Origin of the sequence: Thiomicrorhabdus sp. (genome assembly GCF_041583835.1) — a bacterium.
Classification (GTDB): Bacteria; Pseudomonadota; Gammaproteobacteria; order Thiomicrospirales; family Thiomicrospiraceae; genus Thiomicrorhabdus.
In genome coordinates this window covers 55739-72037 of sequence record NZ_JBFHFC010000006.1, presented here as the reverse complement: position 1 = coordinate 72037, position 16299 = coordinate 55739, and the positions used below count along the sequence as shown (strand labels likewise).

Here is a 16299-nt window from a genome sequence, read left to right as displayed (position 1 = left end):
CTTCTACCAACTTAATTCATGTGGGCTAAGGCGGTTTTCATTGACTTCAATGTGAGTGATCCGACCGTCGGCTAAATGAATCACTCGGTTGGCCATTTGGGCGATACCGGCATTGTGGGTAATGATGACGGTGGAGGTGCCAAGTTCCTGGTTAACGCGTTGCAAAACCTCCAGCACCATGATGCCGGTTTTTGAATCAAGTGCACCGGTCGGTTCGTCACACAGCAATACGTCCGGATTTTTGGCGATTGCGCGGGCGATGGCAACGCGCTGTTGTTCACCGCCGGAAAGTTGGGCGGGAAAGTGATCCAGGCGTTCTCCCAGTCCGACCAATTTGAGTGCTTCTTCCGGCGTCATCGGCGATTTAGCGATTTCGGTAACCGCGGCGACGTTTTCTCGAGCCGTCAGACTGGGGATTAGGTTATAGAACTGAAATACGAAACCGACATGATAACGGCGGTAATCGGTCAAGTCGTTCTCGCTGGCTCGGGTAAGATCATGGTCCGCATAAATCACATGACCGTCGGTCGGTGTATCCAAACCGCCGAGTATATTGAGAAGGGTCGATTTTCCGCTTCCGGAAGCACCGAGCAAGACCGTAAGCTCTCCGCGATAGAGGTCCAGGTCAATACCGCGTAAGGCTTTTACCTGTACTTCACCCATCTGGTAGATTTTGGTGACGTCGTGGACGTGGAAGACGACATTCTCGGGCAAAGCTTCGTGTTTGCTTCCATCGACAGTTTGGTTAGGTTGCGGTTCGCTCATGAAATACCTCCGCTACAAAGTATAGCAGTTAGTATTCAGAGTTCCATCTTGAGTTACTCGAAATCGAGTGTTTTAAAGTGTTGAAGGTGTAAGCGGGAAGGCCTGTTGAGGACAGGCCTGATAGACGTATAAAAAGGAGTGGCGGGTTTAATTAAACCGCCAGATCGATCTGTTGGACACTGCCGGCACCACGGCCGTCTTCATACAGGAACACACCGCTGCTGACCGCTTGACCCTGCAGTTGATTGTTCTGATCCTTATAGCTGAAAGGCGTGTCGATATTTTGCAGTGAGATTGCGCCGATATTGAGTTCCAATAATCCTTGCATTTGATCCAATCCGTTGGCGTCTTTATGCCAGATTTGCAATTTCGAAAATACGCTGTCGTTCTCGTCGATCCAGCCGTTGCCGTCTTCGTCGTAGGCGCTTAGATCGGCAAAGCCATTACCGCTCTGAGTTCCGAATAGTTCGGTACCGTCATTTACGACACCGTCTTGGTTTTTATCGAGCGCTAAAAAACCGGAACCGGGTTGTACGAATGAAATATCATCCAATTGGCCGTCGGCATCAATGTCGAACTGGACTTTTTCCATGCTCAAAGTAGCAGGAGTACCGCCGAAATTCACCGTCAACGGATCTTTGAGGACAAAGCCTTTTTCGCGTTCGGCACTGACTTGGGACGAAAAGCTTCGGCTCATTTGCATGTTAAGGTCAAAAACGATTTGTTCACCGTTAGCGGTCGTGACGTTACCTTGAGCACGGAAATCGGTCTGTTCCAGTTCAAAGTAGGAACTCTGCAATTGCCAACGTTCTCCCTGCATAGAGGCTTGGTTATTAGGACGTTGAAACCCGCCGATATCCGGAAAATTTAAAGTGGGAAAGTGCATCAAGCGATCGGATGTCTCTGGAGAACCTTCTGAGCCTTCTGATTGGGTAGAGGACGTCGTGGCCTCTCTGGATTCATAACCGAATATTTTAAGATGATAGGATTTACCGGTCATTTTTTCCATCAGTGACTCGATTGCTTCAATCATCCTGATTAAATTTTGAGGTAATTCCGGCAGGTTATCTACTTTCTGACTGCCTCTAGCCGCAGCTTGTCCGGTGAACGGCTCGGTTAATGGCCGAGGTTGCGGCATTGCTCTGAACTGTTCGGTTTTAAGGCTGTGTCTATTGTCGATCAGTTCGTGTGTATTGTTTGTTTGCCGGTGTAGATTCGATTCTGATTTTGGAGCGTGTCCATCCGTTTCCGTCGATTGTCTATTACGGAGTTCGATAATGGATAGGCTCTCGCTTTTTGACGAGGACGTTTCGGTGGTACGGGTATTGAGCATGCCGTCTACATAGGTATCGTGCACACGCTGTTCTCGGCTTTCGTTACGGGCGTAATGCTGCGCGGAAAGCTGAAGTTTCTGGTCTAAAATTTTCATACTGCAGTCCCATTTTGTTATGTTGTTTTCCGATGTTTATGACAACGGAATTTCGGGTTTTCCCTTGGGCTGAGTTTTTTATTGTATTTTTGTAATGTATATTTGTTTCATACGGTTAACGGCCGAATTTAAATAACTTGAGGATAAAAGCGTGGCTCGACAAGCTGTTCGACATATGGTCAGAAGGATTGGCTTTAGCTGGATTATATTGCTGGCGTTGACGTTGTCGGCCTGCAGCGATTACAAATTGCCGCCACTTGCCGAAGAGGCCAAGATTTTAGCTTTCGGTGATAGTTTGACCGTCGGTGTCGGTGTCTCGCCTGCGCAAAGCTATCCGGCCGTATTGGAAAAATTGAGTGGGCGCGTTGTGATCAATTCCGGTGTTTCCGGCGAGACGAGCGAGCAAGGTTTATCGCGCTTGAAGGAAGAATTGCAGCGTCATCAACCGGCCTTGTTGATTTTATTGGAAGGCGGGAACGACGTACTTAAAAATGTGTCTCCGGAAACCGTGGAAGCAAATTTGGGAAAGATGATTCGTGTAGCAAAAGATCAGGGCGTTTCTGTGTTGTTGGTCGGGGTACCGGAAAAAGGGGTATTTCCGGACACGGCCGATTGGTATGAAAGCTTGTCGGATGAATACGAAGTGCCGTTGGAGAACGACATCGTGGCCGATCTGATGGGGCGTTTAACCATGAAGTCCGATTACGTGCATTTTAATCGAGCGGGTTATCAAGCACTGGCCGAAGCGATCTATAAGAAATTGAAAGAGGCGGGTGCTTTGGAATGATAAAGCGATCTGTTTTAAGATCGCTTTATACATTTGTCGTTGGCGTTACTGGAATAAGGCGCGGAATTAAACTTGTTTAAGGGTGTAATGTAAATTAGATATCTTCACTAAAAGGTTGATATTGAATGGCATTCACGTACCAGAGCTTTTTGCCTTCCGGTGTTTGTACCGTTACTTCATCGTCAACCACTTTACCGATCAAGGCTCGCGCCATCGGTGAATTGACGCTAATGGCATTTTTTTGCGGATCGAATTCGTCAGCACCGACAATTCGGTAACGGGCGATCAGACCGTCGTCATTTTCCAGTTCTACCCAGGCTCCGAAAAATACTTTGCCGTCCTGAACCGGTGAATATTCGATCACTTGAACCACATCAAGGCGTTTGCGCAGAAAACGGATTCTACGGTCGATTTCACGCAGACGGCGTTTTCCTTCTTTGTATTCCGCGTTTTCCGATCGGTCGCCGTGTGCGGCCGCTTCGGTAACGGCTTGGGTTACTTGACGACGTTCCACTCGCCACAAATGGTCCAATTCTTTTTCTAAGGCGATTCTGCCTTCACGGGTGATAAGGTTGACTCTGGATGGGGTGTTTGTACTCATTTTTCAGGGGGATACCAAATTAAAAATAACGAAGCTGTATTGCAAATCAGAGATCGGAAGGGAACCAGGGCGATGTTTCCGCTTTGTCGTAAAGCGTTTGCAAGTTCTGTTGAAACTCTTTTAATAACCCTTTGTCTTTAGCCGGTTCGCAGCCGCCCATTTGCGAAAGACGTTGATAAAGTGCCTGCTTGAGTTTCTCTTTGTAACCGCGGGTATCTCGATCAATGTATTGTTTGATGAAGTTGTTGGTCGTTAATCCATACTTTTGAAGTAATAGGCGTTCAACCCGGTAGGATTCTCCGGAGACGGAGACGCCACGGCATCGTTTATTGTAAAAGTCGTACTGGATTGCGGTTTCCACCAGTTTGACGTGTAACGCTTCACCGCTTAATGCTTCCAGTGTTGCCGAGGCCTTATCGATGCTGAGAACCGATTGGCTGTATGCCGCCAGCAGGGCGCTGAAAACAAGAATCAGAAGGCGTTTTGATTTGGACATCATATTCTCTGTTTTGATTGTTCGGAAGTTAGAGTATAGCTTTTATGTACTAGAGGACAAAATAGAAAGGCGTATTTTTTGGTTGATGGGCGCTTTAAAATTAAAAAACCCTCATTGTGTGAGGGTTTGATAATCGAATAGAGGAATTTCTTTGGCTTAGTTCAGCAAAGATTTTACCCATTCTTGCATGGTTTCTTGTGCTACCGGATTTGGCGCTTCCATGAAATTGACGACGAAGTCTTCACCCATGTCGGTCACACCGATAGAGCGAGGGCGAACCGCAACCGGATCGGCGCCCGGAATTTGGAAACCGAAACAAAAGATAATGTTTTGAGCGTCCTGAATCGCCGGGTTGATTTCACCGTCGATATTTTGAGTATGGGAGTAATGGTCAAAACGAGCGATATTCACCGCTTTAGGATGCGCTTCAATCTTCGCCTGAAGTTCGTCTAAGATGGCAGGAACTGAATCGAATTTGCTATCTTTTTTTGCGAACTTAAGTTCAAAAATCGGATATTTATCCTGAAACATTTTCTTTTGCATGGGTTATGGTTTCCTGTGGTTGAGTTTGTTTCGTTATCTATATTGTCGAAGGTACAGCCATTCGAATACGCGTTTTCCGATATGCAGTAATCGACATGGCGGGAGCAGGGTGGTGCCTTTTTCGGTACGTTTGATCAATATGCCGTGCTTCAAGGTGTCAACGATACAAATCAATTCATGTTTAAAATCTTCGAAATCGGTTTGTCCCTTGAGAGCCTTCACTAAATTGCGAGCCGCGGTTTTGGCTTGTATGTCGGCGGCATGCGCTTGCTTGGCTTGCCAGTCCGGGCCAGGGAAGCTTCCTGCGTCGCCCGCGACGAAAACACGGTCGTAACCTTCGACTTTGGTCTGCATATCGGCGCGAATCATGCCGCCTTCGGATTGCGGTAGTTCGCTGTTCGGTAACCAAGCCGGCCCCGTCATGCCGGGCATGAACAGAATCAAGTCGGCATGGAATTCACCGCCTTCGGTTTTGACTAGGTTTTGTTCGAAACCGACCATTTTGTGGCCCAGATGGGTTTCGATTCCTTGTTTCTCCATCATCTTGACTAGATTGCCCGGTACTTTCGGCCCTAAACGCTTTCCGGGTTCGGGTGCAGGGTTGAAGAACACCAGTTTGAAATTATGGCGACGCCCCTGTTGGCGCAGAAGATTATCGATACCGAATAGAAATTCAAACATCGGACCGCCGCGCATGGCTGATGGTTCTTTTGGGTTGCCGCCGAAACCGATTGCAATCGTACCGCCGGTCATGCCGTCCAGGCGTTGTTTGATTTTTTCGGCAGCCGGAATGCCCTCACATGGCGTGATAGCGTGTTCGATACCCGGAAGCTTTTTAATGAAACGTCCGCCTGTTGCGATGATCAGTCCGTCGTTGTGAATTTCGCCTTGATCGGTGACCACCGTGCGACCGCCGCTGATCACGTTTTCAACACGGGCTTCAACAAAGACGACTTTTTGACGATTGAAAAAGTTATGCAGATTGATGCGCAAATCGTCGCCTTTTCGAATGCCGGACGGAATCCAGATTAGGCTCGGTAGATAGATAAATTCTTCGCTGGGAGCGATGACGGTGATGGTTGCGTCAGGTGCTTCTTTGCGGGTCTGTTTGATCGCTGTTAAAGCGGCAAATCCGCTACCTAAAATGGTAATGTTCATAATCGACGACTCTCAACTGTTAAAAACGGTTAATGAAGGGTATCCATCAAATAATTAAATCCATTATAGAAAAAATTAATGCGGGAGCGATTTCAAATCTTTTATGCATCATACCAAAATAAATTGATGAGGTTGAAAGCGGAGTTTAATGCGGTCGATTTAATTATTTTCGTCTTTAAGGATTGCCTTGTAATCCGCCCGTATGCAACAGAATGACGTTGGAACCTGCAGGGATTTCTCCATGCTGTAATTGCCGATAAAAGGCGTTAAGCATCTTGATGGTATAGACCGGGTCGAGAGGCACTTGGAAATCGGTTTCGAATCGGTGTTTGAATTGACGCAAATTATCCGAAAGTTTACCGTAGCCGCCGTCGTGATATTGGGTCAGAAGCTCCCAGTCGACGACATTTGAGTCATCGATCCATGCTTGTATTTGCGCTAATAAATAGTCGGCTTGTTTTAGCGCCGCCACTCCGAGTATCTTTCGGTTGGCGGCCGGCGGTGCGTATTTGACCAATCCGGCCAGTGTGCCGCCGGTTCCGACTGCAGTATAGAGATGCGTCCACTGCGGACATTGTTGTTGCAGGTCGTTCATTAAAGATTCGAAACCCGCTACGGCTAACGCATTGCTCCCGCCTTCAGGGAGAATATAAGCGTGAGGGTATTGTGTTTGTAGTGTGTTTAGAAAAGCTTCGTCGCTTCTTTGTCGATATTCTTTACGACTTAAAAAAACCAACTCCATACCGTTTTCGTGGGCGGTTTTAAGGGTGTGGCTCCAGTTTTGCCGGTTGTTTTCGAGTTCGTCGCCGCGAATAAATCCGATGCTTTGCAAACCGGTTTCGTTAGCGGCATAAGCGGTGGCGGCGATGTGATTGGAGTAAGCGCCTCCGAACGTCAGCAGGGCGGTTTTGTTTTGGCTTTGAGCTTCAAGCAGGTTGAGTTTGAGTTTGTGCCACTTGTTTCCCTGTACCTTTGGGTGGTTCTGATCCTCTCGTTTAATCCACACCTTTATGCGGTTATTTGCGAATAAGGGATCGCTTATAGCCTGCAATTGAGTGGGATTTTTAGAGAAACGCGTACACATATTTTGGTAAAATCCTGCCTGAAAAAATAATTATAAGTTTTTTGGAGAACACCGTGGAACAGTTGACGACAAGCATCGATGTTTTGTTCATCTTATTAGGCGCAATTTTAGTCTTATTTATGCATGCCGGTTTTGCATTTTTAGAAGTCGGAACCGTACAGCATAAAAATCAGGTAAATGCTTTGGTCAAGATTATGAGTGATCTTGGGATCTCGACAGTGGCTTACTTCTTTGTCGGTTACGGTGTGGCTTACGGCGTTTTCTTGGGCTTCAATATGGATGGTGCCTTGACTCAGGCAATGACCGAGCGTTCCGGTTATGAGTTGGTGAAGTTTTTCTTCTTGATGACGTTTGCCGCAGCGATTCCGGCCATCGTTTCGGGCGGGATTGCCGAGCGTGCTAAATTTTATCCGCAATTGGCCGCGACTTTCTTTATCGTAGCGTTGGTTTATCCGTTTTTTGAAGGGATTGCTTGGAACGGCAACTTCGGTATTCAGGAATTTTTGGAAAAAAATTACGGTGCCGGTTTTCATGATTTCGCCGGTTCGATCGTGGTTCACGGTGTCGGCGGTTGGATCGCATTGATTGCCGTATTGTTGCTGGGAGCCCGTCAAGGACGTTACAACAAGGAAGGCAAAATCAAGATGGCGCATCCACCATCCAGCATTCCGTTTTTGGCGTTAGGGGCGTGGATTCTTTCCGTCGGCTGGTTCGGATTCAACGTCATGTCCGCTCAAGCGATCGAAGGCATTCAAGGTCTGGTGGCGATGAACTCGTTGATGGCGATGGTCGGCGGTATCTTAGCGGCTACGTTTATCGGCGATAAAGACCCTGGATTCGTTCATAACGGACCTTTGGCCGGTTTGGTTGCCATCTGCGCCGGCTCGGACGTAGTTAGCCCATTGGGTGCTTTGGCGATCGGTTTGATTGCCGGCGCTTTGTTCGTTAAGGCCTTTACGTGGACTCAGCAAAACCTGAAAATCGATGACGTTTTAGGTGTATGGGCATTGCATGGTTTATGCGGCCTGTGGGGCGCCATTGCCGTCGGTATTTTCGGTACGGCTGCGCTGGGCGGCTTAGGCGGCGTTGCGATTGAATCCCAGATTATCGGTAGTCTGATTGGGATTTCTGTAGCGGTCATTGGTGCCACCGTTGTTTACGGAATCATTAAAAAAGTTTCCGGATTACGTTTGACGGAAGAGCAGGAATACAACGGTGCGGATTTGAGCATTCACCGTATCCATGCAAATCCGCCGCGCGAAGACTATTAAGTCTTAGTTAGCTGAATGCCACTGCTTCTGCAAGTCGGCATTGTCGGGTATGATAGAGGGAGTTGTTTCGTTACGGGCAACTCCCTTTTTTATTCCGTTTTATGATTAAGATACTGAAATTAAATATAAAAACTTGGCTAAATTGATGCAAAAACTCACTTCTGAACAACTATACCGCTATACCTCAATCAATGCTGAGGACTTCGATCCCAGTAAAATCAAAGTCGAAGATCGCGATGTCATCGAATTTATGAAGCGTTTTCATCCAAGGGCATACCAGTCGTTGAATTTCGGTTTGCATTTAAAACGCAATCAGAACCATATTTTCATTATGGGAGAGCCTGGGGTCGGACGTATTGGCATGACCAAAGCCATGTTGAATCAGGCGGCCAGTCTTAAGCCGGAACCGAAAGATGTGGTGCTGGTATCCGATTTCAGTGAGAGCAACAAAACCCAGTATTTGTATTTTACCGCCGGGCACGGTCACGAGTTCAAACAGGCGATGGAAGCCTTGATTAGCCAATTGAAGTCGCAGTTGCCGATTGTATTTGACGGTCACGCTTATCAATTGAGAAGTCAGCAATTGGAAAACGAACTGGCCGACAAGCAGCAGGCAGTATTGGAACCGGCTTTTGAGTTGGCGGAAAGTTTGAGTATCGAAATTATCCAGACGGAGAATAATTTCGTGTTGTCTGCCGTCGTTGACGACAAGCGTTATAAGTTGAGTGAGCTTAAGACCTTTGACGAAAAAGTTCAGGATCATTTCGCCAACGCGATGGATCAGGTTGAAACGGCACTTAACCAGGCGTTAACGCATTTTCCGTTTTTACAGCACGAATATCTGGATGCCGGTAAGAAATTAAATACCGAAGTGGCTAACGAACACATTCGTCCTTTAATCGATTCTTTGAAAATGGAATTCGGTGAAAGCGATGAAATTAAGCAGTATCTGGACGACCTTCAAAACAGTGTGGTGGCCAAACTGCATCTTTTCTGGGATCAGAGTGCCGACCAGGTTACTTCGGGAGGCGCTCAAATCAGCATGGACGAACTGCTGTCGGAACAGCAGGGGCTTTCCATTTTCGAGGTGAATTTACTGGTCGATCATCGTGGCTTGGATCAGGCGCCGGTGATCTACGAACAGAATGCGAGTATGCCGAAGCTATTCGGTTATGCCATCAATTCAGCCGCAGCGTCGGCAGTGGATACTTTAAGTCTGGCAATGAGCCATCAGGCAGGTTTGTTGCAACAGGCGGACGGCGGCTTCCTGATCTTGGGAATTCAATCCGTGTTGAAAGATCCGGATATCTGGTCGCATTTAAAGGCGGCGTTGATGTCTAAAAAAATCAGTTTTGAAATCCCGTCGTCGCGTAATGTGGCTCCGTACCATCTACCGGATTTTCCACTGAATTTGACGCTAGTATTGGTCGGACAGGCGGCGCATTTTTATGCCTTGCAGGAGATTGATCCGGAATTCAGTCGACTGTTTAAAGTCCAAGTTGAATTCGAAGTGGAATTGCAGCGTACAACGGAACATGAAATTACCTTGGCTCGCCAATTGGCTTACGAAGTCGGTTTGTGGGAAGATCTGCCGATCGACGTCAGCGCTTACGAATGTTTAATTGAGTATGCTTCGCGTATGGCTGAGGATGCCAACCGTCTTTATACCAATAAAGCGATTCTTCGAGACGTGCTGGCGGAAGCCAACGCTTATGCACGAGCCAACGGCGAGATGCAGGTGACCCGTAAAACCATCGAAGAGACTATTCTTCAAAGGGATTTCCATACTGGTTTGATGGAGGATTACTACCATCGTGCGATCATCGAACAACAGGTCTTGATCTCTTTAAAAGGATCGCATATCGGGCAGGTTAACGGTCTGACGGTATTAACGGTCGGTAAACTCTCGTTCGGACAGCCGGTTCGTATTACCGCCCAAGCTTCCGCCGGTGACGAAGGGGTGGTCGATATCGAGCGCGAAGTTGAAATGGCCGGGCCGATTCACTCCAAAGGTATGTTGATTTTGAGTGGTTACTTGCGCGGACGTTATATGAAACAGCGTTCGCTCGGCTTTAGTGCATCGATCGTTATGGAGCAATCTTATAACGGTGTTGAAGGAGATTCGGCTTCGTCGGCGGAATTGTTGGCGTTGATCTCGTCGATTGCCCATGTGCCGATGCGTCAGGATTTGGCGGTCACCGGTTCGATTAACCAGTTCGGCGAAATCCAGCCAATCGGCGGGGTCAACGAAAAGATCGAAGGTTTCTTTAAAGTCTGCGAGGCGCGCGGTTTGACCGGTACCCAAGGGGTTATCGTTCCGGAAGCGAATGTCGCCCATTTGATGTTAAGTTCTAAGGTTCGTAATGCGGTTGAAGAGGGGCAGTTCCACGTTTATACCATGAGTCACATCGACGACGCCCTTGGTTTATTGACCGATATGGCGGTTGGTTCCGAGAATGAAAACGGCGATTTCCCGGAAGGCAGCGTTAATGCACGAGTGGTTGCCGCACTTGAAAAGATGAATGAAAAACACGATGACGACTAAGACGTTACCAGTTCGTTTCCGTTTTCGGAAAACAATCGTTTAATGGATAGAGGCCAACTTTAATGATTTTTAAAGTTGGCCTTTTTTATTTGTGGAATTAGAACGAGGTTATTTAAGACCTTCGTTACGGAATTTTTTACGCCATTTTTTGCTGCGGCGCTCCTTCCAACTTTTAATAACATGTTGGCGCCATAAGAAATTGACCGTGAAATAACCGATAACCCCTAAAACCAGTCCTACCACCGCACTGCCTAGGAACAACGGCATCCATAGGTCGCCAAGCGTATGAACCATCCAGTGCCAACTGAGTTCGAAATGCCAATCTTCGGAAGCGTCTTGACCTAGAATGTAAGCGCCAACCAGATAATTGAAATAGAAAATCGGCGGCATGGTCAGCGGGTTGCTGATCCAGACGAGAGCGACGCTTAACGGCAGATTGGCGCGGAATAAAATTGCGGTGAAAGCCGAGGCGATCATTTGCGAAGGCATCGGAATCGCCATCCAGAACAAGCCGATTAAGAAGGCTTTGGAAACCGAGTGGCGGTGCAGATGCCAGATACTAGGGTTATGCAACCATTTCCCTAAGATACCCAGCCCCTTCATGTTTTTGATTTTTTCAGGGGTTGGCAGATAACGTTTAATGAGCTTTTTGGGTATGTTTATTAGTTTTGTTATTGCGTTTGTATTAGCGGTATTTAGTTTTTACCAAACTTCGCAGGTACCGAGTTTATGGCCTGCTATTGTCGCTTTGGTGCTTCTTGCCGTCAATGAAGTCTTTCGCAGGAGAGATTTTCGCCTGTCTAAATACGTACTAATAAAACATTCAATTTGGGTTAATAGCCAACACTTAACTTGGTTGAGCAATGTTTTACTTGGCTTCATTATAGGCTTCTGTTGGGTATTTTGGCAGACTTTTTTCGCAGTAAACGTCAATGAATCCTGGTTCGGTAGAGAGGTCGAAATTCAGGGATGTGTGGTGGGTTTGCCGGTTGTGAGAGAGGATAGCGGTAGAGCTCATATCAAATTTTCACTTGAGTTGCAGAGGATTGCCGACGTTGAAAGCAATTCTGAAAGTCTTCTACGACAAGCCGATGAGAAACACGCGCAGGATTGGCGGTTATTAAAGCCGAAGATTCAATTAAGTTGGTATTTAACTCAGGTGCAATTCGATTCGTTAAATACCATTCCCAAGCCTGGCGAACAGTGGCGTTTTATAGTCAAACTCAGAGCGAATCACGCTTCCATGAATCTGGGTGCTTTGGATTACGAGGCTTGGCTGTATCAAAATCGTATTGCCGCCAAAGGTTACGTCGTTCAGAAAAAGTACACTGAAACATCCAATCTAAAATTGGCCGATTCCGATGGTTTTGATTTGCGCTATCGTCTGGCGCAACGCTTAGAGTCCGTTTTTTCTAAAAGCGAGTTAGGCGGCATTTACGAAGCGTTGAGTTACGGGGATAAACACAGTATCGGCGACGGACAGTGGCAGATCCTACAGAATACCGGTACGGTGCATCTAATGGCGATTTCAGGGTTGCATATGGGAATTGTCGCCGCATTGGGATATTGGATTTTCAAGGCCCTTTGGTGGTTGGGGTTGCATAGGATACGACGTTTTAATTTACTGGCGGTTGCCGCTAGCGGCGCTTTGCTGTTTGCAACCGTTTATTTGGTGTTAGCGGGTTACGCCATTCCGACTCAGCGTGCCTATCTAATGGTCGTGGCCGTGTTGTTGTTTCTGTTTATCAAGCGTGAATTTCAACCTTGGTCGGCGCTGTTTTTAGCCGCCTTGCTGGTCGTGGCATGGGATCCGCGTTCCGTGCTAAGTTTAGGTTTTTGGCTTTCCTTTTTGGCCGTGGCGCTGATCTTTTCCGTTCTGCAAAGCCCCTACATGAAGCGCTCTCCGCGATGGTTGCAGTTAGTGTGGATTCAATTGGCACTTACCTTCGGACTCGCACCTTATTTACTCTGGACGTTCCATTTTTTACCTAGTTTCAGTCTGTTGGCTAATTTAGTTGCGGTGCCGTTTGTCAGTTTGATCGGTTTGCCCGCCGTTTTTTTAGTGGCCGTGATCAGTCTGTTTTCGCCGGAATTGGCCGCCGACTTGGTTCCTTGGCTTGATCGGATCTGGAACCCAGTATGGCACTATTTGAAGATGCTCGGTAATCAAGAAAATGCCGTTTGGAGTGTGGGAGGGGTCGACTTATGGCAGGTGATTGTTTTATATGCACTGTTGTTTTCCGTCTTATTGTTTAAGTCGATTCGTGTACGGGGTTATCTTGGCGTTACGTTGCTTGTATTTGCGTTTGGGTTAGTGTCTAACGTGTCTATGAATCGGCCTGAAAACGGCCAGGCTTGGGTGCATGTATTGGATGTCGGCCAGGGGCAGGCTATTGTGATCGAGACCCGTCGGCATGTCATGGTTTACGATACGGGAGCAAAGTGGGGCGACAAAATGGACGGTGCGAAATTGGCGATCTTGCCGTTTTTGCATTTACATCATTGGCCGGAAGTGGATTTGGTGATGGTCAGCCATAGCGACATTGACCATGCAGGCGGGCTGAACCGTTTATTAAAGCGAATTCCCGTTAAACGGGTTGTCAGCGGACAAACTCAAAAAGTGGAGGCAATGCTGTCGGATACCGACTTTCCGATTAGGGAATGTGAAGCGGGGCAAAACTGGATTTGGGATGATGTCGTTTTTCAAATATTGTCCCCCGGAAACAATCAAGTCGATCCATTTTTGACAACGGATAACGATCGTTCTTGTGTGCTTAAGATCAGTGTTAAAAACGGATCGAAACCGACTTCGGTCTTGATTAGCGGCGACTTGAGTTCCGGGGCGGAGAAGCGCTTAGTCGAATATTACGGAAAAGCGCTGCAAGCCGATATTCTGGTGGCGGGGCATCACGGTAGCCGATACTCAAGCTCAAGTCTCTGGCTGCAGCAGGTTAAACCGGAGGTTGTTCTGTTTTCGTCCGGTTATCGAAACCGTTATCAGTTTCCGGCGCAGACGACGTTGCAAAGACTTGCCTCCGGCACAACTTGGTACAATACCGCCTGTTCCGGCGGTATCGGTTATCTGATGGGACAAAGTGCTGAAAAATTTAATCCCATACCAGCATATCAAGTCAGAAAAGAGTCGAGTAAATGGTATCATCACAGCTGTTTAGCGAATGAGAAAGGAATTTTGTTTCAATGAGCTGGCCTACGTTTTGGAGCCAAACCAACTGGAAAACAACTTTGCTGAGCCCTCTAAGCCGATTGGTGTGTTGGGAGGCGCGTCGGCGTTTAAACCGTTTTATTCAATCTCCGCCACCCAAAAAAGGGAAAGCGGTCGTGATTGTGGTCGGAAATATCGTGGTCGGCGGCAGCGGCAAAACCCCTTTTATCATTTGGCTGGTGAACAAATTGCAACAGCAGGGATTGCGAGTGGGCATCGTCAGTAGGGGCTACGGCGGTAAATCCGAACGTTGGCCGCAGGAAGTGGGTGCCAATAGCGATCCTCAGCAAGTCGGCGACGAACCGGTGATGCTGGCAAAACAGCTTGGTTGTCCGGTTGCGGTATCGCCTAAACGCAAAGAGGCGATTGCTTTGTTAGAGCATAAGTATGCGCCGGATGTGATTATCAGCGACGACGGTTTGCAGCATTACGGAATGGCGCGGGATATCGAGATTGTCATGGTCGATGCGCAACGTCGATTCGGTAACGGTTATTGTTTGCCTGCCGGGCCATTGCGAGAACCGGCATCGAGATTGCAGCAGGTGGATTTCATCGTTTATAACGGAGACTTGCCTAAAACCATCGAGTATCCTCAAAAAAGCTTTGCAATGCAGCTGCAGCCGGTCTGTTTTCATCGCTTAAGCGATTATGAAGAGACTCTTCCGGCGGAGGCGTTTTCCGGACAGACGGTGAATGCACTTGCCGGAATAGGTAACCCCCAGCGGTTTTTTGATACTCTGAGCCGTTTACGGATTCACGTCGACGGGAAGGCTTTTGCCGATCATCATGCTTATCGTGCTTCGGACTTTGAGGGGTACGGCGATGAAAAACCTTTGCTTATGACCGAGAAAGATGCTGTAAAATGTAGCAAGTTCGCCCAAACCGGGCAAAAACAGAATTGGTGGTATTTGGAAGTGGCGCCGCAGGCTGATCAAGTTTTATTTGATTCGCTTTATGACAGAGTAAAATCGTTACGCCAAGCCCCGTAAAATAAGCGAAATTGAGAGAAGTATGGATCCTAAACTGTTAGAAATTCTAGTTTGCCCAGTCAGCAAAACCAAGTTGGTTTACGATAAAAAGAATCAGGAATTGATTTCAACGGCGGCGAATTTAGCTTATCCGGTTCGTGACGGAATTCCGATTTTATTGGAGGACGAGGCTCGCCAGATCAGTGCGGAAGAAGCGGAACAGTTCCGTGCTAAAAAGGCCTGATCGCCCAAACCGTTACAGTAACTTTGTATTAAATCTAGATTAAGAAAACATTTATGGCCTTTACCGTTATTATCCCTGCGCGTTTTGAATCGAGCCGTTTGCCCGGAAAACCTTTGATGGAGATCGAAGGTAAACCCATGATTGAATGGACCTGGTTACAGGCTAAGAAGTCGGGAGCGAACCGGGTGATCATCGCGACCGAATCGCGAGATGTACAGCATATTTGCGAAAGTTTCGGCGCTGAAGTTTGCTTAACGGCCGATCATCATCAATCGGGCACCGAACGCATTGCGGAAGTGATTGAAATTGCCGATATTCAAGGGGATGAGGTTATCGTCAACGTTCAGGGCGACGAGCCGATGTTGCCGCCGGAGTTGATTCATCAAGTAGCCGACGGACTGTTGGCGCATCCGGAAATTTCGATGGCGACGCTGTGCGAACCGATAGAAGATGTGGAGACGGTTTTCGATCCGAATGCAGTCAAGGTTAGCCGTGATGTCGCTAATCGAGCGATCAATTTCAGTCGGGCGCCGTTGCCATGGTCGAGAGATACCTTTTCACAAACAATCAAGACCCTTCCCGACAATCTGGCTTATAAGCGTCACATTGGATTGTATGCCTATCGTGCCGGTTTCGTAAAACAATATGTCTCATGGCCGGAATGCGCTTTGGAACAGGTTGAAAAACTCGAACAGTTGCGTGTCTTGTGGCATGGCGAGAAGATTCTGGTTTTAGATGCTTTTTGTGATGCCGGAGTCGGTGTCGATACCGAAGCAGACCTACAGCGAGTACGTTTGCTGATGCAACGCAAAAAATCGGCACTTTAAACGGTTTCGCCAATGCTGAAATATCTCACGCTCGCTGGAATCATTTATTTTTTTTACTGGCTAATCAAGTCTAAATTACGTGCCCGTAAATTAGCTCAGCAGGGAATTGTGATCGAGCAGAAAGGCTTGCGTCCAATCACGTTGCTGAGCATTGTGATGGTGGTTATGTACGGCGGTTACATGATTTATCATTTATTGACTCAGACTCATTAAGTTTTAATTTTTTATCTGCATTTTTTCGTGATCGGGGATGATGTTAAATCCTTGTCACTGTTCCGAACTTGTCTAGAATGTCGTTGAATCTCTTTTTAATCCTTGTTTTGGTTGGACATACGTCTTTAATTGCAAAAAATGGCAT

At 47.4% G+C, this 16299-nt stretch carries 16 protein-coding genes; 8 read left to right on the top strand and 8 right to left on the bottom strand.

Features of this window, described 5'->3' with window-relative positions; all coding sequences use genetic code 11:
- Positions 1 to 3: 3 nt before the first annotated feature.
- Both ABY044_RS04960 and ABY044_RS04955 read right to left on the bottom strand, forming a co-directional pair.
- The gene (locus tag ABY044_RS04960) at positions 4 to 765 is read right to left on the bottom strand and encodes an ABC transporter ATP-binding protein (RefSeq protein WP_373018781.1); all 762 of its coding nucleotides are present in this window, start codon (positions 763 to 765) and stop codon (positions 4 to 6) included.
- A gap of 151 nt (positions 766 to 916) precedes the next feature.
- Positions 917 to 2194 (bottom strand): hypothetical protein, encoded by a 1278-nt coding sequence (locus tag ABY044_RS04955; RefSeq protein WP_373018779.1) that lies wholly within the window; start codon positions 2192 to 2194, stop codon positions 917 to 919.
- A 151-nt stretch (positions 2195 to 2345) separates the two neighbouring features.
- On the opposite strand from ABY044_RS04955, the gene ABY044_RS04950 reads away from it, so the two are divergent.
- On the top strand, positions 2346 to 2981 hold the full coding sequence (locus ABY044_RS04950) for a GDSL-type esterase/lipase family protein (RefSeq protein WP_373018777.1): 636 nt from the start codon (positions 2346 to 2348) through the stop codon (positions 2979 to 2981).
- 94 nt (positions 2982 to 3075) lie between these two features.
- On the opposite strand, the gene greB is transcribed toward ABY044_RS04950, so the two are convergent.
- The 5 genes from greB to ABY044_RS04925 form a co-directional block, all read right to left on the bottom strand.
- On the bottom strand, positions 3076 to 3582 hold the full coding sequence (greB, locus tag ABY044_RS04945) for a transcription elongation factor GreB (protein WP_373018775.1): 507 nt from the start codon (positions 3580 to 3582) through the stop codon (positions 3076 to 3078).
- 46 nt (positions 3583 to 3628) lie between these two features.
- The gene (locus tag ABY044_RS04940) at positions 3629 to 4078 is read right to left on the bottom strand and encodes a hypothetical protein (RefSeq protein WP_373018773.1); all 450 of its coding nucleotides are present in this window, start codon (positions 4076 to 4078) and stop codon (positions 3629 to 3631) included.
- Positions 4079 to 4234: 156 nt separating this feature from the next.
- Positions 4235 to 4621: a DUF6858 family protein gene (locus tag ABY044_RS04935; protein ID WP_373018771.1), complete on the bottom strand. Its 387-nt coding sequence runs from the start codon at positions 4619 to 4621 to the stop codon at positions 4235 to 4237.
- 33 nt (positions 4622 to 4654) lie between these two features.
- Complete coding sequence (locus ABY044_RS04930; protein WP_373018769.1) at positions 4655 to 5779, bottom strand: NAD(P)/FAD-dependent oxidoreductase; 1125 nt, start codon at positions 5777 to 5779, stop codon at positions 4655 to 4657.
- 175 nt (positions 5780 to 5954) lie between these two features.
- Entirely contained in the window at positions 5955 to 6863 is a 909-nt protein-coding gene (locus ABY044_RS04925; protein ID WP_373018767.1) for a 1-aminocyclopropane-1-carboxylate deaminase/D-cysteine desulfhydrase, read from the bottom strand.
- A gap of 53 nt (positions 6864 to 6916) precedes the next feature.
- On the opposite strand from ABY044_RS04925, the gene ABY044_RS04920 reads away from it, so the two are divergent.
- Both ABY044_RS04920 and ABY044_RS04915 read left to right on the top strand, forming a co-directional pair.
- Positions 6917 to 8134: an ammonium transporter gene (locus tag ABY044_RS04920; protein WP_373018765.1), complete on the top strand. Its 1218-nt coding sequence runs from the start codon at positions 6917 to 6919 to the stop codon at positions 8132 to 8134.
- 145 nt (positions 8135 to 8279) lie between these two features.
- On the top strand, positions 8280 to 10679 hold the full coding sequence (locus tag ABY044_RS04915) for a Lon protease family protein (RefSeq protein ID WP_373018763.1): 2400 nt from the start codon (positions 8280 to 8282) through the stop codon (positions 10677 to 10679).
- 108 nt (positions 10680 to 10787) lie between these two features.
- On the opposite strand, the gene ABY044_RS04910 is transcribed toward ABY044_RS04915, so the two are convergent.
- The gene (locus ABY044_RS04910) at positions 10788 to 11282 is read right to left on the bottom strand and encodes a DUF2062 domain-containing protein (protein ID WP_373018761.1); all 495 of its coding nucleotides are present in this window, start codon (positions 11280 to 11282) and stop codon (positions 10788 to 10790) included.
- A 52-nt stretch (positions 11283 to 11334) separates the two neighbouring features.
- Here ABY044_RS04910 and ABY044_RS04905 point away from each other — a divergent pair, with 52 nt between their 5' ends.
- From ABY044_RS04905 to ABY044_RS04885, 5 genes are read left to right on the top strand one after another with little or no spacing between them, the layout of a single operon-like run.
- Complete coding sequence (locus ABY044_RS04905; protein ID WP_373018759.1) at positions 11335 to 13881, top strand: DNA internalization-related competence protein ComEC/Rec2; 2547 nt, start codon at positions 11335 to 11337, stop codon at positions 13879 to 13881.
- The gene (lpxK, locus tag ABY044_RS04900) at positions 13878 to 14891 is read left to right on the top strand and encodes a tetraacyldisaccharide 4'-kinase (protein WP_373018757.1); all 1014 of its coding nucleotides are present in this window, start codon (positions 13878 to 13880) and stop codon (positions 14889 to 14891) included. Before ABY044_RS04905 ends, lpxK begins: the two co-directional genes overlap by 4 nt.
- A gap of 22 nt (positions 14892 to 14913) precedes the next feature.
- Positions 14914 to 15114, top strand: a complete 201-nt coding sequence (locus tag ABY044_RS04895; RefSeq protein WP_373018755.1) for a Trm112 family protein — start codon at positions 14914 to 14916, stop codon at positions 15112 to 15114.
- A 53-nt stretch (positions 15115 to 15167) separates the two neighbouring features.
- A complete protein-coding gene (gene kdsB / locus ABY044_RS04890; protein WP_373018753.1) occupies positions 15168 to 15941 on the top strand; it encodes a 3-deoxy-manno-octulosonate cytidylyltransferase in 774 nt (257 codons plus the stop codon).
- A 12-nt stretch (positions 15942 to 15953) separates the two neighbouring features.
- Positions 15954 to 16154, top strand: coding sequence for a hypothetical protein (locus tag ABY044_RS04885; protein WP_373018751.1), 201 nt, complete (start codon positions 15954 to 15956; stop codon positions 16152 to 16154).
- The last annotated feature ends 145 nt before the right edge of the window (positions 16155 to 16299 follow it).